This is a genomic window from Pseudomonas sp. p1(2021b) (genome assembly GCF_020151015.1).
Classification (GTDB): domain Bacteria; phylum Pseudomonadota; class Gammaproteobacteria; order Pseudomonadales; family Pseudomonadaceae; genus Aquipseudomonas; species Aquipseudomonas putida_K.
The window spans coordinates 2,943,436-2,965,095 of sequence record NZ_CP083746.1 but is presented as its reverse complement, the minus strand read 5'-3'; the positions used below and the strand labels follow the sequence as shown (position 1 = coordinate 2,965,095).

The window sequence follows — 21,660 nt, the reverse complement described above, 5'->3', positions numbered from 1 at the left end:
GACTCGCTCTATGGCAAGGCGTAGGCCATCACATAGTCGCCACGGTCGGTGGACTGCCGCGCACCGCCTGCCGTGACCACCACGTACTGCTTGCCGGTCTTGGGCGAGACGTAGGTCATCGGGCCGCCCTGGCTGCCCACGGGCAGGCGGGCCTTCCAGATCTCGTTGCCGTTGCTGCTGTCGTAGGCGCGCAGGTAGAAGTCCTGGGTGCCGGCGATGAACACCAGGCCGCCTTGGGTGGACAGGGTGCCGCCGAGGGTCGGCAGGCCGATCTTGATCGGCAGGTGCATGCGGATACCGAGGGGGCCGGTGTCTTCGACGGTGCCCACCGGTACCTGCCAGGCCACCTGGCGGGTCTTCATGTCGATGGCGGTAAGGGTGCCGAACGGCGGCGCCTGGCACGGGATACCGGCCACCGACAGGAAGCGGTTCTTGTTCACCGCGTAAGGGGTTCCCTTGAGCGGCACGGCGCCCATGCCGGTGTTCAGCGCTTCGCCCCCGGAGGCGGCCTGGCCTTTGTTCTGCGACGGGATCATCTGGATCCACAGGCCCAGGCGCATGTCGTTGACGAAGATGAAACCGTGCACCGGATCGGTGGAGATGCTGCCCCAGTTCATACCACCCAGCGAGCCGGGGAAGCTCAGTGACAGATCGGTACCCGGCGCGGTGTACAGGCCGTCGTAGCGCATCTGCTTGAAGTCGATGCGGCACAGCAACTGGTCATAAGGAGTAGCGCCCCACATGTCCGACTCGGTGAGGGTCTGCGCGCCGATTTGCGGCATGCCGACGGATTTCGGCTGGGTCGGCGAATACGGCTCGTTGGGGATGTTGCCTGGCTTGACCGGCACTTCGTCGACCTGGGTGAGCGGCGTGCCGGTGGCGCGATCGAGTACGTAGATCTGGCCGGCCTTGGTACCGATCACCACGGCCGGGACGGTCTTGCCGTCGTCCTTGGTGAAGTCGATCAGGCTCGGTTGCATCGGCAGGTCGAAGTCCCACAGGTCGTTGTGCACGGTCTGGAACACCCACTTCTGGTCGCCTGTGCTGGCGTCCAGTGCCAGTACCGAGGCGCCGTAGGTGTGGTCCAGTTCGCTGCGCTCGACACCATAGATGTCGGTGGAAGAGCTGCCCATCGGCAGGAAGACGGTGTTCATCGCCGGGTCATAGGACATCGGCGCCCAGCTGTTGGGCGTGCTGCGCACGTAGGTGGCGTCGCCTTGCGGCGCGTTACGCTGTTGCGGGTTGCCGGGGTCGAAGGCCCAGCGCATTTGCCCGGTGATCACATCGAAACCACGGATAACACCGCCTGGCATATCGGTCTGGACGTTGTCGGCCACACGGCCGCCGACCACCACGGTGGTACCCGCCATCAGCGGGGCGGAGGAGAGCTGATAGTACGAGTCCGGGACATCGCCCAGGCCCGCCTTCAGGTCGACCTGGCCGTTGTCGCCGAAACCTTCGCAGAATTCGCCGCTGTCGGCGTCGACCGCGATCAGCCGGCCGTCGATGGTATTGGTCAGCAGCCGGCGTTGGCAGTTCGCGCCGGCCAGTACATGAGCGGTGGCAATCGGCGAGCTGTCGGGTTGGGTGGGCTGGGCGATCGGCGCGGTGGCGTCGAAGTAGGCCATGCCGCGGCAACGCTGCCAGACCTTGGACTGGGCGTTGATCGCGCGCTTCCAGATCTCCTTGCCGGTGTCGGCATCCAATGCGATGAGGTTGTTGTGCGGGGTGCAGACGAACACCTTGTCACCCACCTGCAGCGGCGTCAGCTGGTCTTCGGCGCCGTTGCCGTCGCTCAGGGCCACATCGCCTGTGCGATAGCTCCAGGCGACCTGCAGCTTGTGGACATTGTCGCGGTTGATCTGGTCCAGCGCGGCGAAACGGCTGCCGCCTTCGGTGTTGCCATAGTGGGCCCAGTCTTTCTGCGCCTTGGCCGGCTCGACGGGCGTCAGGCCCGGGCCCTTGCCGGTCGGGGCAACGCTTGGGTGGGCGACGAACATGTTGCCGGCAGCGACCACCAGTGCCACGGCCAGTACGCCAGCCACGCCGTAGGCCCCACGCCCGGCATTGCCACCGCTGGCGCGCACCAGCATTGGGTAGGTCAGCGCAACCACCAGACCAATGGCCGTGAACATGAACAGGCGCGAAAACAGCGGCCAGAACACCAGGCCCGCATCCATGATGGCCCAGATCGCAGTGCCGATCAGGAACGCAGCGAACAGCCAGGCGCCTGCCGGCTTGCGCTGCGCGATGAGTACGCCGGCCATGGCCATGGCCAGGCCGCCGATGAGGAAGTACCAGGAGCCTCCCAGGCCGGCCAGCTTGATGCCGCCGGCGGCCAGGAGAAGGCCGAGCAGGGCGATGACCAGGCCCAGGCCGACCAAGAGGAACGTTGAAGCGCCGGAGGCGCGAGGTGTGTGTGACATTGCCAGGGATCTCGCAGGGGGAAACTGCGTGAAGTGTAGACTCTTAGCTTGCTAATTAACAAGTTGGTACAAAATTTTCGTGGCGGATTGTCGCAGGCGACGTGCGTTCAAGGCTGCTGGTGGGATCGGCTGCCGGCGTCATAGAACACGGCCAGCCATACCGTGGCGGCACCCGCCTCGGTCCATTCCACCCGGTGACGGCAATGGGGCGGGATATCCAGGTGGTCGCCCGGGTGCAAGGTGCGTACCTGGGCCTCATCGGCCAGGCGCAGCCCGGCGCTGCCGCTAAGTAGCAGCACCCATTCCCCTTCGGGTTGGTCGTACCAGAAGCCAGGCGGGCTGGCCTGGCCGGTGGAGACGATGCGCTCGATGCGCAGCCCGGGGCGGCGCAGCAGGTCGTCGAAGCGCTCGGCGCTGTGGGCGGCGAGGGGAGGTAGATCACAGAAGAGGTTGCCGAGCATCGCCGCCTCGTGAGTCGTGGCTGCCTGGCTGTGAGTGTAGACCGGCTCAGCGTCCCAACGGCAAGGCCACGCCAATCAGGGCGAACAACGTTCCACAGCAGCGATTGAACCCACGACCGCCCTTGGTCAGCCAGGGGCGTACGCCCAAGGCCAGGCGCGCCAGCAGGTACTCGACGAGAAACTCCACGCTGACGAACGTTGCGGCCATGATCAAGAACTGAATCGCCAGCCCGCGTTGCGGGTCGATGAATTGCGGCAGGAAGGCGCCGTAGAACAGCAGCACCTTGGGGTTGGCCACGGCGCAGAGGAAACCCTGGCGGAACAAGCCACCATTGCCCACGCGTGGGCTGCCTTCGGCCAGTTCCAGACGCATGGCCGGGCTGCGCCAGAGTTGGATGCCCAGCCAGAGCAGATAGGCCCCGCCAACCCACTTGAGCACCTGCAGCAACGAGGCCGAGGTGTGCAGCAAGGCGCTCAGGCCGAACATGGCCAGGGCGATCAGGGCGCTGAAGCCGAACACGCCACCTACGATGGTGAACAACGTGCGGCGGGCGCCATAGAGCGCGCCATGGGTCAGGGCCAGCAGGCTGTTCGGACCGGGGGTCAACGACAGGCCTATGCTGGCCAGCAGGTAGAGAAGCCAGGTATCCAATGCCATGAGCAGCGCCTTAGGTAGGGACGAGCGCCAGTCTAGAGCACGAAGCGTCTTTTGAAGGGTAATATTCGGACATTACATAGTGTTTTCTGGACGTGTTTTTCAATGACACCCGATATCCGACTGTTGATCCTTCCCCTGCCGGAATTCGCCTTGCTGCCGTTCGGGGCCTTCCTCGATAAGTTGCGTTTCAGCGCCGACGATGAGGATTACAGCCGCCAGCGTTATTGCAGTTGGGCATTGTTGGGCCTGGACGGGCAGCCTGTGTCCTCAAGCAGCGGTGCGGTGGTACAGGTGGACGTGATCGCGCAGCAGGTGGCGTTCAAGGGCTACGATTACCTGGTGCTGTTCGGCGGGCGCAGTGCCGCTGCAACGGCTGCCCTGGCGCCGTCTTACCGGGCACTGCTCAAGCGTGCCGTGCGCGCTGGAGTGAAGCTGGTTTGCGTCGATAACGCAGCGTTTCTCCTGGCCGCCTGCGGCCTGCTCGATGGCCACAAAGTGGTGGTGCATTGGCGGCACGAAGCTGAATTTCGCGCATCGTTCCCTCATCTGCAGGTGCAACGCGAACAGCTGTACTGTTTCGATGGTGCACGTATCAGCTGTGCCGGGGGGACCGCAGCCATCGACCTGGCCGTGGAGTTGTTGTCACGGGCCTGCGGGCGAGCCCGCGCACTCAAGGGTCTGGCTGACATGCTGGTGGACGAGACCCGAGACAGCCGTCACGCCTTGCGTTCGTTGGACGCCGGGGCAGGGCAGCAGGGGCGTCAGGTCCAGCGTGCCACTGCGCTGATGCGCCATCACCTGGGCGCCTCGCTGTCGATCGAGCAATTGGCGGCCGAGCTGGGCATCAGCCGCCGCCAGTTGGACCGCCAGTTCCAGGCCAGCCACGGGATGAGCGCCAAGGCGTGGTGGCAGGAGCTGCGCCTGCAGCAGGCGCGTTGGCGGTTGGTCAACTCGAGCCACAGCCTGGCGCAGATCGCTGATGAAGTCGGGCTGGGCGATGCCAGCTACCTGGGCAAGTGCGTGCGGCGGCGGTTTGGCTGTACGGCGTTGGCGTTGCGAGGGCAGCGTACGGTGAACCCAGTGGGAGCGGGTTTACCCGCGAATGCGACAATTCCCAGGTGAACCTGCTCCCACAAGGGCGTGCCAGGCAGGGGTCATTGCGGCGAGGCGAACACACCGGTCCAGTAGATCCCGGCATCGCTCTTGGGGTCCACGGCATAGGCGGCGCCCAGTTCGCGGAACTCAGGGCTCATCAGGATGGCGCAATGGCCCGGGCTGGCCAGCCAGCCGTCCACCACCTTGCGCGGTGTATCACGCCCGGCCGCGATGGTTTCGCCGACCTGCTGGTACAGGTAGCCGGCCAGTTCCACGCGGTCGCCAGGGGTACGGCCATCACGGTCCAGGTGGTCGAAGAAGTTCTGGTTGGCCATCGCTCGGGTATGGTTGGCGGCAACCCCGGCCAAGGTGGTGTTCCAGCCCAACGCCGGCGCGGCTGCGAAGGGTTGGCCGCCACACTGGCGTGGTACCTTGCGCGCGGCATTGATTTCCTGCAGCAGCTTCTGCCCTTCGGCCTGCCAGTCGCCCAGGCGCCCGCTGAGCAACGGGCGGGCGAGGACGATACGCCAATCGCGGCCCTCCTGGCTGACCCCGATATCGACGAACTGCGGGTCGAGCACCACCTGGCAGAAGCTCTCCTCGATGGCACGCATCGCGGCCTGGGCATCGCGCGGGCCGGACAGGCTGATGGCTTGTACGTTGACCATCGGATAGGCGGCGCGGGTCATGGCCTGCTGCAGATCGCGGGTGCCTTCGGGCGACAAGGCCAGGCGGGTGTCGCTGTTGAGAGGGGGCAACTCCAGCGAAGCCTCCCCACCGCAACGTTGGGCCTGGCTGCGGTAGGCGTTGATCGACTCGATCAGCTGCCCCTCTTCGCCACTGAAGGCCAGGGCATTGGCGCACGCCACCAGGCCCAGCGACAGGACGGCAAGACGGGCAACGGATGACAGGACGCGCATGAAGATCTCCCTATGAACTGGCAGCGCCTAGGTTGCGCTGCTCATCCTACACAAGCGCAGGGCTTTTGGCCCTGCCTTGTGCACTGCGAATAACGGCCGGTAATCGATTGCAACTCGGCAAAAGAGGGGGTAGACCACCGCTTGCCGGAAAAGTGCGGCACGTCATTGGCGTTTTTCATCCAGGCGATCCCCGCCTCATGAACTTGGACAGGGAAAGATCTATGCTTGCTCCATGACCAGCACCCAGTTTCCCCTTCGCCAACCCTGCCCGCCGGGCGCCTGCAATTGTGGGCGCGAGCGGCTGCACGAAGGGCCGCCTCAGGCGCAACGTATCCTGTTGCTGACCCGCCAGGAGGAAAAACGCCTGCTCGAGCGCCTGGAAAACCTCAAGGACCTGGAAGACCTGCAGCGCCTGCAGGTGCGCCTGTACGAGCAACTGGGCATCCGTGTGCGCATCGCCCCGGGTTACAACGAAGTGCGCACCATGCGCGGCATCGTCATCGAACTGGACGAACAGCCGGGCCTGTGCCGCAAGACGCGCCAGTCGATCCCGGCTGCCATTCGTCGCGGGCTGGAGCGCAACCCACAGGTTGCGTTCCGTCTGCTCGATGCCCATGACCTGTTGCGTGATGCCTGAAACTCGCGACCTCGACATGCGGTCCTCGTTCGGCCTTAATTTTCCCCGCTCGCCCTTCGTTTGATGGGAAGCCGCCCTGCGCGCCGCGCACCGGCCTTCATCATTCAAGGAGACAGGCAATGACTTCCGTATTCGACCGCGACGACATCGTGTTCCAGGTAGTGGTCAACCACGAAGAGCAATATTCCATCTGGCCGGACTACAAGGCCATCCCCAACGGCTGGCGCGCGGTGGGCAAGAGCGGTTTCAAGCAGGAGTGCCTGGCCTATATCGATGAAGTCTGGACCGACATGCGCCCGTTGAGCCTGCGCCAGAAGATGGCGCAGGCCCAGGCGCAATGAGGCGTTGCCTGTGACTGTGGTGAACCTGTTGTGCCTGCCTTATTCCGGCGCCAGCGCCAGGGTCTACAGCCGCTGGCGCCGCAAGGTGCCGGCCTGGTTGCGAGTATGCCCGGTGGAGCTGCCCGGGCGTGGCGCGCGCCTGGGCGAGCCGCTGCAGACCGACATGCAGGCCCTGGCCCGGCAACTGGCCACCGAACAGCGCCTGCAGGCCAATACGCCTTATGCCTTGCTCGGCCATAGCTTGGGTGCGTTGCTGGCCTTCGAGCTCGCCCATGAACTGCAGGCCGTGGGCTGCCCGCCGCCGCTGGCGCTGTTCGCCTGTGGCACCGCGGCGCCGACTCGCCGGGAAGACTACGAAGCCGGCCACTGGCGCGAGCCCAGGCCTGATCACGCCCTGATCGCGGAACTGCGCGACTTGCAGGGCACTCCGGAGGAGGTGCTGGCCAATCAGGAGTTGATGAGCCTGACCTTGCCAGTCCTGCGCGCCGACTTCCTGCTATGTGGCCGATATACCTACCGCCACCGCCCCTTGCTGCGCTGCCCGTTGCATGTGCTCGGCGGTGAGGACGACCGGGCCAGCCAGGAACAATTGCTGGCCTGGCGCCAGGAGACGGTGGGCGATTTTTCCCTGGAGGTATTCCCCGGTGGGCATTTCTTCATCCACGAGCACGAAGACCGTGTTCTGGCCGTGCTGGCCAGCGCCCTCGGCGCCTATCGGCGTTGCGCATGATTGACGCCACCCCCTTGCCTCGGCCAGCCTAGTAGTCTTCGTGGCCTACGGCAGGCCGCTACGTTCCCAGGCAAGGGGCAGTCAATGCTGATCGATTCTCACAAGGCCACGCTGCTGGTCGTCGATATCCAGGAAAAACTCATAGGCGCCATGAGCGACCCGGAGGGCACGCGGGCGCGGGCCCGTTGGTTGCTGGCCGCGACCGCCGAACTGGAAGTGCCCACGGTGATTTCCGAGCAGTATCCCAAGGGCCTGGGGCCTACCCTGGCCGAGCTGCTGGCAGCAGCGCCGGCGGCCGAAGTGGTGGAGAAACAGCATTTTTCCTGTGTGGCCGCGCAGTGCCTGCCGGCGAGCCTGATGGCGCGCGAGCAGGTGATTGTCTGTGGCATGGAAACGCACGTCTGCGTGTTGCAGACCGTGCTCGGCCTGTTGGCCCTGGGCAAGCAAGTGTTCGTGGTCGAGGATGCCTGCGACAGCCGCAGCCCGGCCAGCAAGGCGGCGGGCCTGGCACGCATGCGCGATGCCGGGGCCCAGGTGGTCACCCGTGAGATGGTGCTGTTCGAATGGATGGGCAGCGCCGCCCATCCATTGTTCCGCCATATCAGCAAGACCTATCTGGTGGGCGAGCAGCCTTGAAGAAAATGATCGACCGGCGGCTGGTGGCTTGCGGGCTGGCCATCCTCGTGCTGATGCAAGGTTGTGCCACCCCACCGCGAGCGCCCGAGGCCGACCCGGCCAAAGTCCAGGCCCAGGTCAAGCGCCTGCTGCCGGCCTCGACCCGGGACCGGGAGGGTTGGGCGCGGGATATCCAGGTTGCCTTCGCCGCTCAGCGCATCGCCCCCAGCAAGAGCAACCTGTGCGCCGTGCTGGCCATCACCGAACAGGAGTCGACGTTCAACGCCGACCCGCAGGTACCGAACCTCGGCCGCATCGCCCGGGAAGAGATCGACCGCCGCGCCGCGCGCCTGCATATTCCCAGGCTGCTGATCGATGGCGCGCTGAAGACCCCATCGCCCAATGGCCAGACCTACCAGCAACGGTTGCTGGCGGTACGCAGCGAGAAGCAACTGAGCGGCTTGTTCGACGATTTCATCTCCAGCCTGCCCTTGGGAAGAACCCTGCTCGGTGGGCTCAACCCGGTGCGCACCGGAGGGCCGATGCAGGTGAGCATCGACTTCGCCGAGCGCAACGCAAGGGATTACCCCTACAGCTACTCGGGGACGATCCGCCAGGAAGTGTTCACCCGCCGTGGTGGGATGTACTTCGGTATTGCCCACCTGTTGGGTTACCCCAGCCATTACCAGCGTCAGTTGTATCGCTTCGCCGATTTCAACGCCGGCTGGTACGCCAGCCGCAATGCCGCGTTCCAGGCAGCCCTGAGCCGTGCGACCGGAGAGCGGCTGGCGCTCGACGGCGACCTGATCGCGCCGGGTTCGATCATGCCTGGCAGTACCGAACGGGCCGCTCGTACGCTCGGGGTCAAGCTTGGGTTGCGCAATACGCAGATCCGCAGCCAGTTGGAGAAGGGCGACAGCCTCGCATTCGAGGGCACCGAGCTGTATGAGGGTGTGTTCGCCCTCGCTGATGCCGCGGCTGGTAAACCTATGCCGCGAGCGGTGTTGCCGGGGATCGAGCTCAAGAGCCCGAAGATCACCCGCAAGCTGACCACTGCATGGTTTGCCGGCAGGGTGGACGAGCGTTACCAGCGCTGCATGAAACGTTGATAAGGCTTTGCGGGAGCTGCGGTGGTATGGCAAGGGCTTCGCCCTTGATCGCGGGACAAGCCCGCTCCTACAGGTCAGTGTGATGCTGCCTTTGTGTGGCGACGAGGGTTCATGAACGCGCCGGCTGGCCATACGCCTGGCTGATCCGGTCGATGACCATGGCTAACGCGACGATCGCCAGCCCGGCCTCGACCCCTTGGCCGACATTGAGCGTCTGGATGCCGGCCAGCACATCTTCACCCAGCCCCCGTGCCCCGATCATCGAGGCCACCACCACCATCGACAACGCCATCATCACCGACTGGTTCAACCCGGCCATGATGCTCGGCAACGCCAGGGGCAGGGCGATGCGCCGCAACCGCTGCCAACGATTGGCGCCCAGGCCATGGGCGGCCTGCAGCAACGAGGGGTCGATCTGTGCCAGGCCCAATTGGGTCAGGCGTACCAAGGGCGGCAGGGCATATACCAGGGTGGCGAACACGGCGGGCACCTTGCCCAGGCCGAACAGCATCAGCACCGGGATCAGGTAGACGAATGCCGGCAAGGTCTGCATCACGTCCAGCACCGGCAACAGCAGGCGCCGGGCCAGTGGCCGGGTCGCCAGTACGATCCCCAGCGGCACGCCCACCAACACACACAGGCCCGTGCTGACCAGGACCAGGGCCAGTGTCTGCAGCAGTTTGTCCCAGAGCCCAAGCATACCGATCAGCGCCAGCAAGGCGCACAGCACCACCGCTCGCAGCAGGCTACGGCTGGCATGCCAGGCGAGCAGCCCTACCACCAGCAGTAACAGCCACCATGGCAGCAGGCGCAAGCCGTTTTCCAGGCTCACCAGCACCTGCAACAGCTGGTCCGAGACATGACGCAGCTGGTTGCCGTAGTGCAGCACCAGCCAATCGACCAGGCGGTTGACCCATGCGGCGAAAGAAAATTGCAGTGCCTCGGGAAAGCCTGCGCTCACAACGCCCCCTCGACCTTGGCGGCGGCCTCGGCAGGCAACCAGGCCTTCCACACCGCGGGGTTGTCGCGCAGGAACGCCAGGGCCGCATCACGCGGTGGCTGTCGGGTTTCACTCATTCGTGCCAGGGCCTTGTTCAGCCGGTCGATCGGCAGGTCGACCTTCTCGAATACCGCGACCAGGTCCGGGTATTGCTGGCGGAAGGGCGCCGACACGCCGATCGACAGTTTGGCCGGCAATGAGCGGCTGCCCTTGGGCGCCGGGTGCTTGGCATCGGTCAGTGTAGCCCAGGCCGCTGCGTCGAAAGGTGGCTCCTCCAGGCGCACCAGATCGTAGCGCCCCATCAGCGGCGTCGGGCTCCAGTAATAGAAAAGCACCGGCTGGCCGCGCCGGATAGCCGAGCCGATCTCCGCATCCAGGGCTGCGCCCGAGCCGCTGCGGAAATTGTTGTAGAGGGTGTCGAGGCCATAAGCCTTGAGCTTCTGGCTATTGACCGTCTCGGAGGTCCAGCCGCTGGGGCTGTTGAGGAAGCGGCCTTTGTCCGGTACTTCAGGGTCGCGAAAGACCTGCGGGTAGCGCTTGAGATCATCGACGGTGCGCAGGTCGGGGGCTTGCGGCGCCAGGTTGCGCGCCGGGTCGCCCTTGATCACGTAGGCCGGCACCCACCAACCTTCCTCGGCGTTCTTCACCGTGTCGCCCAAGGCGAACACCTGGCCGGCCTGTTCGGCCTTGACCCAGGCCGGGCTGCGTCCGGCCCATTCCTCGGCGATGACCTGCAGGTCGTTGCGCGCCAGGGCGACCTCCATGCTGACGGTGCTCCCCGGCAAGGTGTCGGTGGGGTAGCCGTAACCGTGCTCGACGATCAGCCGCAGGATCTCGGTGGTCAAGGCGCCGCTTTCCCAGCCGATGGCGCCGAAGTGGATGGGCGTGCGTTCATCCGCCGCGGCACTGTCGGTGCTGGCCAGGCCGACGGCGAGCAGCAGGCCGGCCAGCAGCGTGGGGATTCTCTTCATCCGTACCTCTGTGTTGCCAGTCCCAGGGTTGGGGCAAGTGTAGACGACACAGGTCTGGCGCTTTGTCTGCCGGGCCGGGAAAGGCTTCAGCCTGCGGCCGGGCCGGCGCCGACCGGAATAATGGCGGCCTGATTGATGACCTCGCCTCGAAGGAGCGCCCATGAAGCTGGACCTGAGTTTTGTCTACTACCGGAATTTTCGCTTCGATGGGAAATTGCACGTGCGTTGCACCGGCAAGGACCTGGACAAGGTGGCACGCATCCGTTACGAACTGGAGCGAGGAAGCACCCCGCACATCGATGCTCTGATCGATGGCATTTCCTCGCGCTCCCAGGCTCGCACGGGCAAGCTGGCCGATCATGGTTGCCCGGCAACGTTCCATACCGATGGGCGGCCAGGGGTCTATAGGATCACCCCCAGGGTCATATTGCTGGACAGTGCCGCCACGGCGTTGAATCGGCCGCTTGGGGCCGCGGGCGTCATCGACCTGGCGCCGCTGGTCGTGGAGGTCAAGGAAGGCGAGTCGGAACGAAGCATCCTCGACAAGGTACCGCTGGATGGCGCTGCGGGGCGGCGTCGACGGGCGGCTCAGGAGCGTGAGCCGGCAACGCCATCTGAGTCCGCCTCACGGGTGGTCGACCCGTTCGGTCAGGCGCAAGCGCCGTTCCCTTATCGGCCGCAGGGGCAGCAATACCCCGGGTTGGTCATCAAGTTTCACGAGGGTGGATATGAGCGGCTGCTGGCGGACATGGAGCCCGATTCGGGTTCGCTGCTGGTACGGACTTGGCCTGGGCTCAAGGCCGTACTCGCTCCCCAGCCACTGCTGAACCCCGAGGAGCGTCAAGACGCGCGCCTGGGCGCGTTGCGCGAGTATTGCTACCTGGCACAGCCGGATACCATGCTCAACGACACCTATGTCGACCTGGTCCGGACATTGGCCGCCCTCGAGTATGTCAAATCCTTGCACTTTTTCAGCGAAACGGAACCGGGGGTGGTGTGGTTGGGCATTTCGGCCGTCCTGGCGACGATCATCACCGGTACTGCCGTGGTGTTCGGCGATCGCGCCCACGAGAAAGCCAAGCCCACGCCTGACTTCGAGGCGATGCAGCATTATCTGGACGAACCAGGGGCGTCCTATCAGGGCTTGAACGTACGCAAGGCCTGGGCCAAGGGGGTTACCGGCAAAGGCGCGCGGATTCACTTCTCCGATGGTGGGATCTATCCGAACCATGAAGACTTGCGAGGTAACCCGAACTTCAAGATCGTCAGGCCCGAGCCCAATGACGATCCTGACCACGGTACCGCTTCTGTGGGTGTGATGCTGGCGATGCGTAATGGCATCGGCATGACCGGCATCAGTCACGATTGTGAATTGTTCCTTTACGATAATCGCGCCGAAGCCAATGCAGAACGCTACGCCACACCCAAGGAGCTGCTCTTGCATGTGGAGCCGGGTGATATCGTGGGCATCAACCGGCAGACCGCGAATATAGATGTACTGCACACGTTCCTGCCTTCCTTGCACGACCAGGTCTGGTGGGATGTCTGCCAGGCGCTGACACGCAGAGGGGCCGTTGTCTTGAACGCCGCAGCGAACGGTAGTGCCAAGACCGATCGCCAAAAGGGAACCACGCAGGACACCGGCGTCGATCTGTCCCAATGGCCGTATTTCACCGACCATGGCGATGCCGACGCCATTCTCGTGGGGGCCTGTCAGTTCTGGGACGGCAAGCCCATGCATTTTTCCAACCATAGCTATCGCTACCGCATGCTCAATGCCTGGGGCATTGGCGTGGCGACACTGGGCTACGGAGCGTTGCAGGACAAGCCCGGGCACGACAGGGACTACACGGACAACTACAGCGGTACATCGTCCGCGACGCCGATGACCACCGGTGCGCTGGCCCTGATCCAGTCCTATGCGATCGAGCAGCACCACGTCTACCTCAATGCTAACCAGATGCACCTGTTGGTGATGGCGTCGGGGTACAAGGATGCGACCGTGCCCGATACCGATGTGTTGCCGATGGGCGCGCGGCCCAATGTACATGGGGCGCTGGTGATGCTCGACCGGATTCTGGGCGGAGGCCGGTTCCATCCGGCGCGGGGTGAACGCTAGTGTGGTGTTTCACAAATAACGACGCCTTGCCTGAGCGCAAAAATCGCTTGCGAGTTATTGGTCGTATTTGCAAAACACCACACTAGGTTTTTACGGAAAGTCACCGAGCGGCGACCACACGAGTAGCCGATCGTTGGGGGAGGGGGCCGAGCCCTATGCAAGATTGCAGTCAGGCAGGGCCCCGGTGTGACCCTCAGACGCGGAACTGGTCCATCAGCCCCTGCTGCTGGTTGGCCAGGTCGTTGAGCGACTGGCTGACCCGTGCCGACTCGTTGGCCTGACCCGACAGCGATTCGGTGACATCGCGAATGGTCGCGACATTGTGGTTGATCTCTTCGGCCACCGCGCTCTGCTCCTCGGCGGCCGAGGCGATCTGCAGGTTCATGTCGGTGATCACCGTCACCGCCTGGCCGATGCGTTGCAGTGCGGTGACCGCTTGGCCGACCTGCTCGACGCCGCCCTGGGCCTGACGGTGGCTGTTGTCCATGGCGCCGACCACTTCCTGGGTGCCGGCCTGCAGCGCCTCGATCACTTGGCGGGTTTCTTCCACCGACTCCTGGGTACGCCGGGCCAGGTTGCGCACTTCGTCGGCGACCACCGCGAAGCCTCGTCCGGCCTCGCCGGCCCGGGCGGCCTCGATGGCGGCATTGAGAGCCAGCAGGTTGGTCTGTTCGGCAATCGAGCGAATCACCTCCAGCACCGAGCCGATCTTCTCGCTGTTCTGGGCCAGGCCTTCGACCTGGGCCATGGCACCGCTCATGTCGGCCGCCAGCGCATCGATGCTGTGGGTGGTGCGGTCGATCACCGCCAGGCCTTCACGGGTGGCCTGGTCGGCCTCGCGAGCGGCCTGGGCGGCTTGCGCAGCGCTGCGGGCCACGTCCTGGGCAGTGGCACTCATCTCATGGGAGGCGGTGGCCACCTGGTCGACCTGACGGTACTGCTGCTCCATGCCGGCGCTGGTCTGAGCGGCAATGGCTGCCGACTGGTCCGCCGTGCCGCGTGCGGCATGTACCGAACGTTTGACCTCGGCGATGGTCGGCTGCAGCTTGTCGAGGAAGCGGTTGAACCAACCGGCCAGCTCACCCAGTTCGTCGCGCTTGTCGTAGGCCAGGCGACGGGTCAGGTCACCTTCGCCGCTGGCGATGTCCTTGAGCATGGCCGCAACACCAAGAATCGGCCGGGTGACACCACGGGCCATCAGCCACACCAGCAACAGCCCTGCGATTGCGACGGCCAGGCCAAGGCCGAGCTCGAGCAAGGTGCCGCTGGTATTGAGCGCGTCCAGCTCTTGCTTGAGCGCTTCGGCCGGGCCGGTCAGGGCGCTTTGCGGGACATCGAGCAACACGCCCCAGGGCTTGCCGCCCGGGATCGGCTCGAAGGCAGCCAGCACCTTCAGGCGCTGTTCATGGCGCACGACCTGCAGCTTGCCGTCCGCCAGCTTGCGCACCAGTGCTGCGCCTTGGGCCGGGTCGACCTGGTCGAAGCGCTGGGCCAGCTTGCCAGCATCGGCGCTGTAGCCGGCCAGAAGGCCTGCGGGGCTGAGGATGCCGACCGTGGTGCGGCCTTCGTAGAGGCTTCGGCTGGCGCGTTCGCTCAGGGCCTGGAGGCTGTTGAGGTTGATATCGATGGAGAGGGTGGCGATGACTTTGTCTGCCACGATCAACGGGAACACGATGCTGGTCATCAGCACCTGTTGGCCATCGATGGTATAGAAGTAGGGCTCGCTCACGCACACTTTGCGCGTGCTGCGCGGGCATACCCACCAAGTGTTGGCCGGCTCGCCGCTGGGGCCGATCTCGGTGTTGGCCATGTCCTGTTCCGGCAATGCCATGGCTGTCAGCTGGCCGGCGCGTGGCTGCGACCAGTACAAGGCAAAACGCCCGGTTTCGTTGCTGCCCAGCTCGGCCTGGCCGTTGAACAGGCTGTCCTTGCCATCCAGCGCATCAGGCTCGAAGACCAGCGACAGGCCGAGCAGCTCGGGGTTGGCCTGCAGCGCCGTGCGCACCTGCCGGGTCATGTCCTCGCGCAGGTCATAGGCATCGAGAAAACGCTTTTCGGCCTGCTCGCGCAGGAACAACACTTGGCGGGCAAAACCGGCGCCGTACTGGTACGCATCCATGAACTGGCGGCGGATATCCAGGGCCTGTACCTCGCCCTGGGACTCGATGCGGGCCTGGGCCGACTCGGTGAGCATCTGCATGCTGCTGGCCTTGACCAGGTCCGAACTGTGATCCATGCGGTACAACGAAAGACCGATCAGCACCGTGACGATGGTCGCCAGGCACAGGCCGGCCAACAGGGTGATCTTCCACTGGATGGAAAGTTGACGCAAAGGCATTTGGGGATCCCTTGTTAAGAGGTCTTGGCCAGTGCCAGTCGGTCTAGTCGCGGCTGATTGGCAGCAGGGCCTGGGGTTGCCCTTTATGTCGGCGAGCCGGTCCTTTTCTTTATCCATGCGTTCAATAAAAAACCGTACTTTCAGGCACTTCTGACACCCGTCACGGTCTTGACGGCTTTGACAAGCGCCCAGGTGTGCTTCAGAGTGTGCGCCCTTCATAACAACATCCCCTGGCCCGGCCACTGCCCGCATGCAGTCTGTCGCCGGCGCACTCGCTTTTCGTCTGTCGTAACGAGGTAAACCACACCATGAATGCAGTCATTGCCGCGGTTGGCGTCATGCTGGTATTGAGCCTGTCCCGCGTGCATGTGGTCATCGCCCTGATCGTCGGCGCCCTGACCGGTGGCCTGGTCGGCGGCCTGGGCACCGAAGGCACGCTCAAAGCCTTCAACAGTGGCTTGGGCGGTGGTGCCACGGTGGCGCTGTCCTACGCGCTGCTCGGCGCTTTTGCCGTCGCCATCGCCAAGTCCGGCCTGGCCCATGCCTTGGCCGACCGCGCCTTGGCGATGGTCGACCGGCAGGGGCATGCCAACAAGGGTGCGCTCAAGTGGGTGCTGGTCGGGCTGATGCTGGTGGTGGCTGTCTGCTCGCAGAACATCCTGCCTATCCATATCGCCTTCATTCCGCTGTTGGTACCGCCGCTGTTGTACGTGCTGACCCGGCTGCGCATCGACCGGCGGCTGATCGCCTGTGTGATCACCTTCGGCTTGATCACCCCGTACATGTTCCTGCCGGTGGGCTTTGGCAACATCTTCCTCAACGAGATCCTGCTGGCCAACGTCGCCCGTGCCGGCGTGGATGTCAGTGGCGTCAACGTCACTCATGCCATGGCCATTCCGGCCGCGGGCATGCTCGCCGGGCTGTTGCTGGCCGTGTTCGTCAGCTACCGCAAGAAGCGCGACTACGATCTGGACCGCATCGAACAGGTCGAGCAGGTCAGCGTCCGCTACAACCCTCTGACCTTGCTGGTAGCCGGCGCCGCGATTGCCGCAGCGTTCATCATCCAGTTGTGGCTGGACTCGATGATCATCGGCGCCATGGTCGGCTTTCTGATCTTCTCGCTGTCGGGCATCGTGCGCTGGAAGGACACCGACGACCTGTTCACCGAAGGCATGAAGATGATGGCCATGATCGGCTTCATCATGATCGCCGCGTCCGGGTTTGCCGAGGTGATGAAGGCCACCGGTGAAGTGAACGGCCTGGTCGAGGCTTCGGCACGTTGGATCGACCACAGCAAGGGCGTCGGGGCTCTGCTCATGCTGCTGGTGGGGCTGCTGGTGACCATGGGCATCGGCTCGTCGTTCTCCACCGTGCCGATTCTGGCGGCGATCTTCGTGCCGCTGTGCGTGCAACTGGGCTTCGACCCGCTGGCCACGGTGTGCATCGTCGGTACCGCCGGCGCCCTGGGCGACGCCGGGTCGCCTGCATCGGATTCCACCCTCGGCCCGACTTCAGGGCTGAACGTGGATGGCCAGCATCACCATATCTGGGACACCGTGGTGCCAACGTTTATCCACTACAACCTGCCGCTGCTGGCGTTTGGCTGGTTGGCGGCGATGGTGCTTTGAGTCGGGGCAGGGCTTGAGCGGGTTGGTAACTGTGAAATCGAGCGCCGTCCGCGCGGGCGGCGCTCGATTTCAAAAGCGCCGAAGCTGTTGCGGCGAACGCTTCAGGCTCAGCCTCGGCTGGCCGGTGGGGAGATGCGATTGAGCACGGTGCTGCCGTCCTGGCTACGCGTCAGGTAGACCGGTAGCACCTTGGGCAGGTTATCCACCAGGCGCTCCACCTCGTCGATGCTGTACACCCCGCTGACGCGGATCTTGCCCGTGCTCTCGTCAGCCAGGCGCAAGGGCTTGTCCAGGTAGCGATTGATCACTGGCAGGGCTTGGGCCAGGGTGAGGTTGTCCAGGATCAGTTTGCCGCTGCGCCAGGCCAGGCTGTTGCCGGAATCGTCGGTTTGCGCCAGTACCGGCTCGAAGTCACCGGTGCGGTAGCTGGCCTGCATGCCGGGGCCAAGGCGGTAGCCGTCATCGGCGCCATGGCTGGTGACCAGCACCGAGCCTTCCACCAGTGTCACCTTGACCTGGTCTTCATGCTTCCAGACATTGAACTGGGTTCCGGTGACCCGGGTCTGGCCGCTGCCTGCTCGGACGATGAACGGGTGGCGGCTGTCGTGCTTGACCTTGAAGAACGCCTCGCCCTTGACCAAGGTGACCTGGCGCCGGTCCTTGTAGTTCAGGTAGCGCAACTCGGTGTGCAGGTTGAGTTCGACCACGCTGCCGTCGCTCAGGGTCACCTGCTGCACCTGGCCGTCGCTTTCGACGTGCTGGTAGCGGTTGGGCAGCCAGCCTTGTTCCCAGCTGACCCAGCCAGCCAGGGGCAGGGCGAGCAGGAGCACTGCTGCAGCCGAGGCCAGCGGGCGCCAGGTGGGTTGGCGCGCTGCAGGCCGTGCACGCGGGTTGAAGTCCACCGCTGTGGCGGTAGGGGGCAAGCATTCGGCGGTATGCCAGATCTCCAGCATCGCCTGATACTCCTCCTGGTGCCGTGGGTCGGCCGCCAGCCAGCGCTGGAATGCCTCGCGCTCGGCTGCCGTGCAGTCGTCGGCATGCAGCCGCATGCACCAGTGGGCGGCAGCGTCGGCGAGGGCATCGTCTGGAGTGGGGGTCAAGCGATCGTGGTTCATTGCGGCTCCCGGTTTTGTGCATTCTACCCTCGACCGGGGAGTGTCGAGAACCAAGATAATGGCGAACGACTATCAGATGTCTGTTTTTTCATCGCGATTCCGGCGGGTCCAGGCGACCTGATACAGCGTCTTGCCGAACTTTTACATAGCAGGCTAATCAAGGCTTTGACATTCACTGCCTAGGCAGTAATATTTATACACATATTGCCCGGGCCTTCGTCATGTCTCACTTCTCGCCGGAAAACTTCCAGACCTGCGCCATCGGCATGCTCTTGGGGCGTGCCGCGTTGCTCAAGGACCGCATCCTCGATTGGCACCTGGAAGCAGACGGCGTCACCGCCGCGCAGTTCAAGGTGCTGATCATCGTCACCCAGTACGACGTGGATACCCCAGCTGAACTGTGCCGCTACCTCGGCCTGGACAGCGGCTCGATGACCCGCATGCTCGATCGCCTCGTGCAGAAGGGCCTCATCCTGCGTAACCGTTGCCCCGAGGATCGCCGCCAGGTTCGCCTGGCGTTGACCGAGGATGGCCAGCGCCTGGCCGATCGGTTGCCGGAGATCGGTGCCGCGGCAATGAATGAGCTGGTCGGCGCCTTGCAGCCCGAGGAGCTCAAGACCCTCGAGGGCCTGCTGGCCAAGGTGCTGCTGAGCGCCGGCGACCCCCTGACGATTCGCCGTTTCGGCAATCGTTGATCCTCCCACGACTCTTTCCAAGGTATTGTCATGGCCACTTCCGCTGACACTCCCACCCCAGCACCTGCGCCGGACAACACGCGCAAGCGCAAGGCCTGGCTGCTGGGCTTGCTGCTGGTGCTGATCCTGGCAGGCGCCGCCACCTGGGCCTGGTATGCCCTGGTCGGGCGCTGGCACGAAAGCACCGACGACGCCTACGTCAACGGCAATGTGGTGGAAATCACGCCGCTGGTGACCGGCACCGTCACCAGCATCGGTGCCGACGATGGCGATCTGGTGCACGAAGGTCAGATGCTGTTGCGTTTCGACCCCGCCGACAGCGAGGTGGCCTTGCAGGCCGCCGAAGCCAGGCTGGCGCGCACCGTGCGCCAGGTGCGCGGGCTGTACAGCAATGTCGATGCCCTCAAGGCCCAGTTGCAGACGCGCCAGGCCGAGTTGCAGAAGGCCCAGGACAACTACCGGCGGCGCAAGGTGCTGGCCGACAGCGGGGCGATCGCAGCCGAGGAAATATCCCATGCCCGCGATGACCTGAGCGTTGCCCAGAGCGCCTTGAACAGCGCCCGCCAGCAGCTCAATACCAGCACTGCGCTGGTCGACGACACCGTGGTGTCGTCGCACCCTGAAGTCATGGCCGCCGCCGCCGACCTGCGCCAGGCCTACCTCGACCATGCTCGAACCACGCTGGTGGCGCCGGTTACCGGCTACGTGGCCAAACGTACCGTGCAATTGGGCCAGCGCCTGCAACCGGGTGTGGCGACCATGGCGGTGATTCCCCTGGACCAGGTCTGGATCGACGCCAACTTCAAGGAAACCCAACTGCGCGATATGCGCATCGGCCAGCCGGTGGAGATTTCCGCCGACCTGTACGGCAGCGACGTGAAGTACAGTGGCACGGTCGATAGCCTTGGTGCCGGTACCGGCAGCGCCTTCGCGCTGTTGCCGGCACAGAATGCCACCGGCAACTGGATCAAGATCGTCCAGCGGGTACCGGTGCGGATCCACATCAACCCCGAGCAGCTCAAGCAACACCCGCTGCGTATCGGCCTGTCCACGGTGGTCGAGGTCGACCTGCACGACCAGAGCGGCCCGGCATTGGCCCAGCAACCGCCGCAGCAGGCCAGCTATGCCACCCAGGTGTATGACCACCAGCTGGTCGAAGCCGATGAGCTGATCGCCCGGCTGATCCACGAGAACAGCGCCAGCGGCAAGACGGCCCAGCGATGAGCAACAACGCGCCCGCGCAGTTCACCCCGCCGAGCCTGCTGCTGACCACCATCGGCCTGTCGTTGGCCACCTTCATGCAGGTGCTCGACACCACCATCGCCAACGTGGCCCTGCCGACCATCTCCGGCAACCTCGGCGTGAGCTATGAGCAGGGCACCTGGGTGATCACCTCGTTCGCCGTGAGCAACGCGATCGCCTTGCCGCTGACCGGCTGGTTGAGCCGGCGCTTCGGCGAAGTGAAGCTGTTCATCTGGGCCACCTTGTTGTTCGTGCTGGCGTCGTTCCTGTGCGGGATCGCCCAGTCGATGCCGGAGCTGGTGGCTTTTCGCGTGCTCCAGGGCGTGGTCGCGGGGCCGCTGTACCCCATGACCCAGACCTTGCTGATCGCCGTGTACCCACCCGCCAAGCGAGGCATGGCGCTGGCCTTGCTGGCCATGGTCACGGTGGTGGCGCCGATTGCCGGGCCGATTCTCGGCGGCTGGATCACCGACAGCTACAGCTGGCCGTGGATCTTCTTCATCAATGTGCCGATCGGCCTGTTCGCCGCCGCCGTGGTGCGCCAGCAGATGCGTACGCGGCCGGTCACCACCAGCCGTCAGCCGATGGACTACATCGGCCTGCTGACCTTGATCATCGGTGTCGGGGCATTGCAGGTGGTGCTGGACAAGGGCAACGACCTGGACTGGTTCGAGTCGTCGTTCATCGTCGTGGGCAGCCTGGTCTCGGTGGTATTCCTGGCGATCTTCGTGATCTGGGAGCTGACCGACCGCCATCCCGTGGTCAACCTGCGGCTGTTCGTGCACCGCAACTTCCGCGTGGGCACCCTGGTGATGGTCGGTGGCTACGCCGGCTTCTTCGGCATCAACCTGATCCTGCCGCAATGGTTGCAGACGCAGATGGGCTATACCGCCACCTGGGCGGGCCTTGCGGTGGCGCCGATCGGCCTGTTGCCGGTGGTCCTGTCGCCCTTCGTGGGCAAGTACGCGCATCGGGTCGATCTGCGCCTGCTGGCGGGCCTGGCCTTCCTGGCGATCGGTGCCAGCTGCTACATGCGCGCAGGCTTCACCAACGAGGTGGATTTCCAGCACGTGGCGCTGGTGCAGCTATTCATGGGCATTGGCGTGGCGCTGTTCTTCATGCCGACCTTGAGCATCCTGCTGTCGGACCTGCCGCCGCACCAGATTGCAGACGGCTCGGGGCTCGCGACGTTCCTGCGTACCCTGGGCGGCAGTTTCGCCGCCTCCCTGACTACCTGGATCTGGATCCGCCGCGCCGAGCAGCACCACGCCTACCTGAGCGAGCACATCAGCGAGTACGACCCGGCGACCCAGCATGCCCTGGGGCAGCTGGGCGGGGCCAACCCACAGAGCTATGCGCAACTGGAGCGCATCCTCAACGGCCAGGCCTACATGATGTCGACGGTGGACTATTTCACCTTGATGACCTGGGTGTTCGCCGGCCTGATCCTGCTGGTGTGGCTGGCGCGACCGCCGTTCACCGCCAAGGCAGCGCCGGCTTCGGCTGGGCATTGATAGCTGTGTGAAGCCTGTGGAAGCCGCTTTCGCCCTACGCCCTTCG

At 64.7% G+C, this 21,660-nt stretch carries 18 protein-coding genes and 2 pseudogenes; 11 read left to right on the top strand and 9 right to left on the bottom strand.

The genetic code is table 11. The annotated features are described in order from the left end of the window. Positions 1–8: 8 nt before the first annotated feature. From K8374_RS13785 to K8374_RS13775, 3 genes are all read right to left on the bottom strand, one after another. Positions 9–2,426: a glucose/quinate/shikimate family membrane-bound PQQ-dependent dehydrogenase gene (locus K8374_RS13785; protein ID WP_224456023.1), complete on the bottom strand. Its 2,418-nt coding sequence runs from the start codon at positions 2,424–2,426 to the stop codon at positions 9–11. A 107-nt stretch (positions 2,427–2,533) separates the two neighbouring features. After that, on the bottom strand, positions 2,534–2,887 hold the full coding sequence (locus K8374_RS13780) for a cupin (RefSeq protein WP_224456022.1): 354 nt from the start codon (positions 2,885–2,887) through the stop codon (positions 2,534–2,536). A gap of 46 nt (positions 2,888–2,933) precedes the next feature. Then, positions 2,934–3,545 carry a LysE family translocator gene (locus tag K8374_RS13775; protein WP_224456021.1) on the bottom strand — a complete coding sequence of 204 codons (612 nt, stop codon included), beginning with the start codon at positions 3,543–3,545 and terminating at the stop codon, positions 2,934–2,936. A gap of 102 nt (positions 3,546–3,647) precedes the next feature. Between K8374_RS13775 and K8374_RS13770 the strand changes: the two genes are divergently transcribed. Beyond that, a complete protein-coding gene (locus K8374_RS13770; RefSeq protein WP_224456020.1) occupies positions 3,648–4,667 on the top strand; it encodes a GlxA family transcriptional regulator in 1,020 nt (339 codons plus the stop codon). Positions 4,668–4,699: 32 nt separating this feature from the next. Here the strand turns inward: K8374_RS13770 and K8374_RS13765 are convergent, their stop codons facing one another. Then, the gene (locus K8374_RS13765) at positions 4,700–5,560 is read right to left on the bottom strand and encodes a CAP domain-containing protein (RefSeq protein ID WP_224456019.1); all 861 of its coding nucleotides are present in this window, start codon (positions 5,558–5,560) and stop codon (positions 4,700–4,702) included. Between the two features lie 232 nt (positions 5,561–5,792). On the opposite strand from K8374_RS13765, the gene K8374_RS13760 reads away from it, so the two are divergent. The 5 genes from K8374_RS13760 to K8374_RS13740 all read left to right on the top strand — a co-directional run bounded on the left by K8374_RS13760 (position 5,793) and on the right by K8374_RS13740 (position 8,992). Beyond that, positions 5,793–6,197 carry a hypothetical protein gene (locus K8374_RS13760; protein ID WP_224456018.1) on the top strand — a complete coding sequence of 135 codons (405 nt, stop codon included), beginning with the start codon at positions 5,793–5,795 and terminating at the stop codon, positions 6,195–6,197. A gap of 119 nt (positions 6,198–6,316) precedes the next feature. Beyond that, positions 6,317–6,538, top strand: a complete 222-nt coding sequence (locus tag K8374_RS13755) for an MbtH family protein (protein WP_084856942.1) — start codon at positions 6,317–6,319, stop codon at positions 6,536–6,538. Between the two features lie 10 nt (positions 6,539–6,548). After that, entirely contained in the window at positions 6,549–7,268 is a 720-nt protein-coding gene (locus tag K8374_RS13750; protein ID WP_224456017.1) for a thioesterase II family protein, read from the top strand. A gap of 84 nt (positions 7,269–7,352) precedes the next feature. Further along, entirely contained in the window at positions 7,353–7,904 is a 552-nt protein-coding gene (locus K8374_RS13745) for a hydrolase (protein WP_224456016.1), read from the top strand. Between the two features lie 5 nt (positions 7,905–7,909). Continuing rightward, positions 7,910–8,992: a DUF1615 domain-containing protein gene (locus K8374_RS13740; protein WP_411969643.1), complete on the top strand. Its 1,083-nt coding sequence runs from the start codon at positions 7,910–7,912 to the stop codon at positions 8,990–8,992. A 109-nt stretch (positions 8,993–9,101) separates the two neighbouring features. On the opposite strand, the gene K8374_RS13735 is transcribed toward K8374_RS13740, so the two are convergent. Continuing rightward, positions 9,102–9,953, bottom strand: coding sequence for an ABC transporter permease (locus tag K8374_RS13735; protein WP_224456015.1), 852 nt, complete (start codon positions 9,951–9,953; stop codon positions 9,102–9,104). Then, positions 9,950–10,963: an ABC transporter substrate-binding protein gene (locus K8374_RS13730; protein WP_224456014.1), complete on the bottom strand. Its 1,014-nt coding sequence runs from the start codon at positions 10,961–10,963 to the stop codon at positions 9,950–9,952. The genes K8374_RS13735 and K8374_RS13730 overlap by 4 nt, the downstream gene beginning before the upstream one ends. A 160-nt stretch (positions 10,964–11,123) precedes the next feature. On the opposite strand from K8374_RS13730, the gene K8374_RS13725 reads away from it, so the two are divergent. Further along, the gene (locus K8374_RS13725) at positions 11,124–13,082 is read left to right on the top strand and encodes a S8 family serine peptidase (RefSeq protein WP_224456013.1); all 1,959 of its coding nucleotides are present in this window, start codon (positions 11,124–11,126) and stop codon (positions 13,080–13,082) included. 193 nt (positions 13,083–13,275) lie between these two features. On the opposite strand, the pseudogene K8374_RS26455 reads toward K8374_RS13725, so the two are convergent. Next, positions 13,276–13,788, bottom strand: a pseudogene (locus K8374_RS26455) (methyl-accepting chemotaxis protein); the annotation flags it as partial. 393 nt (positions 13,789–14,181) lie between these two features. Further along, positions 14,182–15,099: pseudogene (locus tag K8374_RS26450) on the bottom strand (chemotaxis protein); the annotation flags it as partial. 629 nt (positions 15,100–15,728) lie between these two features. On the opposite strand from K8374_RS26450, the gene K8374_RS13715 reads away from it, so the two are divergent. Continuing rightward, the gene (locus K8374_RS13715) at positions 15,729–17,048 is read left to right on the top strand and encodes a Na+/H+ antiporter family protein (RefSeq protein ID WP_224456011.1); all 1,320 of its coding nucleotides are present in this window, start codon (positions 15,729–15,731) and stop codon (positions 17,046–17,048) included. A gap of 107 nt (positions 17,049–17,155) precedes the next feature. Here K8374_RS13715 and K8374_RS13710 read toward each other — a convergent pair whose 3' ends face one another. After that, positions 17,156–18,163, bottom strand: coding sequence for a FecR family protein (locus K8374_RS13710; RefSeq protein ID WP_224456010.1), 1,008 nt, complete (start codon positions 18,161–18,163; stop codon positions 17,156–17,158). Between the two features lie 221 nt (positions 18,164–18,384). Between K8374_RS13710 and K8374_RS13705 the strand changes: the two genes are divergently transcribed. From K8374_RS13705 to K8374_RS13695, 3 genes are read left to right on the top strand one after another with little or no spacing between them, the layout of a single operon-like run. Next, entirely contained in the window at positions 18,385–18,858 is a 474-nt protein-coding gene (locus tag K8374_RS13705) for a MarR family winged helix-turn-helix transcriptional regulator (protein WP_224456009.1), read from the top strand. Positions 18,859–18,888: 30 nt separating this feature from the next. Next, on the top strand, positions 18,889–20,082 hold the full coding sequence (locus K8374_RS13700; protein ID WP_224456008.1) for an efflux RND transporter periplasmic adaptor subunit: 1,194 nt from the start codon (positions 18,889–18,891) through the stop codon (positions 20,080–20,082). After that, the gene (locus K8374_RS13695; RefSeq protein WP_084856963.1) at positions 20,079–21,614 is read left to right on the top strand and encodes a DHA2 family efflux MFS transporter permease subunit; all 1,536 of its coding nucleotides are present in this window, start codon (positions 20,079–20,081) and stop codon (positions 21,612–21,614) included. Before K8374_RS13700 ends, K8374_RS13695 begins: the two co-directional genes overlap by 4 nt. The last annotated feature ends 46 nt before the right edge of the window (positions 21,615–21,660 follow it).

Coding starts and splice junctions, on each gene's coding strand:
- K8374_RS13770 (WP_224456020.1), top strand. CDS start 3,648: ATGACACCCGATATCCGACTGTTGATCCTTCCCCTGCCGGAATTCGCC.
- K8374_RS13745 (WP_224456016.1), top strand. CDS start 7,353: ATGCTGATCGATTCTCACAAGGCCACGCTGCTGGTCGTCGATATCCAG.
- K8374_RS13775 (WP_224456021.1), bottom strand. CDS start 3,545: ATGGCATTGGATACCTGGCTTCTCTACCTGCTGGCCAGCATAGGCCTG.
- K8374_RS13715 (WP_224456011.1), top strand. CDS start 15,729: ATGAATGCAGTCATTGCCGCGGTTGGCGTCATGCTGGTATTGAGCCTG.
- K8374_RS13785 (WP_224456023.1), bottom strand. CDS start 2,426: ATGTCACACACACCTCGCGCCTCCGGCGCTTCAACGTTCCTCTTGGTC.
- K8374_RS13740 (WP_411969643.1), top strand. CDS start 7,910: ATGATCGACCGGCGGCTGGTGGCTTGCGGGCTGGCCATCCTCGTGCTG.
- K8374_RS13695 (WP_084856963.1), top strand. CDS start 20,079: ATGAGCAACAACGCGCCCGCGCAGTTCACCCCGCCGAGCCTGCTGCTG.
- K8374_RS13765 (WP_224456019.1), bottom strand. CDS start 5,560: ATGCGCGTCCTGTCATCCGTTGCCCGTCTTGCCGTCCTGTCGCTGGGC.
- K8374_RS13725 (WP_224456013.1), top strand. CDS start 11,124: ATGAAGCTGGACCTGAGTTTTGTCTACTACCGGAATTTTCGCTTCGAT.
- K8374_RS13730 (WP_224456014.1), bottom strand. CDS start 10,963: ATGAAGAGAATCCCCACGCTGCTGGCCGGCCTGCTGCTCGCCGTCGGC.
- K8374_RS13755 (WP_084856942.1), top strand. CDS start 6,317: ATGACTTCCGTATTCGACCGCGACGACATCGTGTTCCAGGTAGTGGTC.
- K8374_RS13700 (WP_224456008.1), top strand. CDS start 18,889: ATGGCCACTTCCGCTGACACTCCCACCCCAGCACCTGCGCCGGACAAC.
- K8374_RS13705 (WP_224456009.1), top strand. CDS start 18,385: ATGTCTCACTTCTCGCCGGAAAACTTCCAGACCTGCGCCATCGGCATG.
- K8374_RS13780 (WP_224456022.1), bottom strand. CDS start 2,887: ATGCTCGGCAACCTCTTCTGTGATCTACCTCCCCTCGCCGCCCACAGC.
- K8374_RS13760 (WP_224456018.1), top strand. CDS start 5,793: ATGACCAGCACCCAGTTTCCCCTTCGCCAACCCTGCCCGCCGGGCGCC.
- K8374_RS13710 (WP_224456010.1), bottom strand. CDS start 18,163: ATGAACCACGATCGCTTGACCCCCACTCCAGACGATGCCCTCGCCGAC.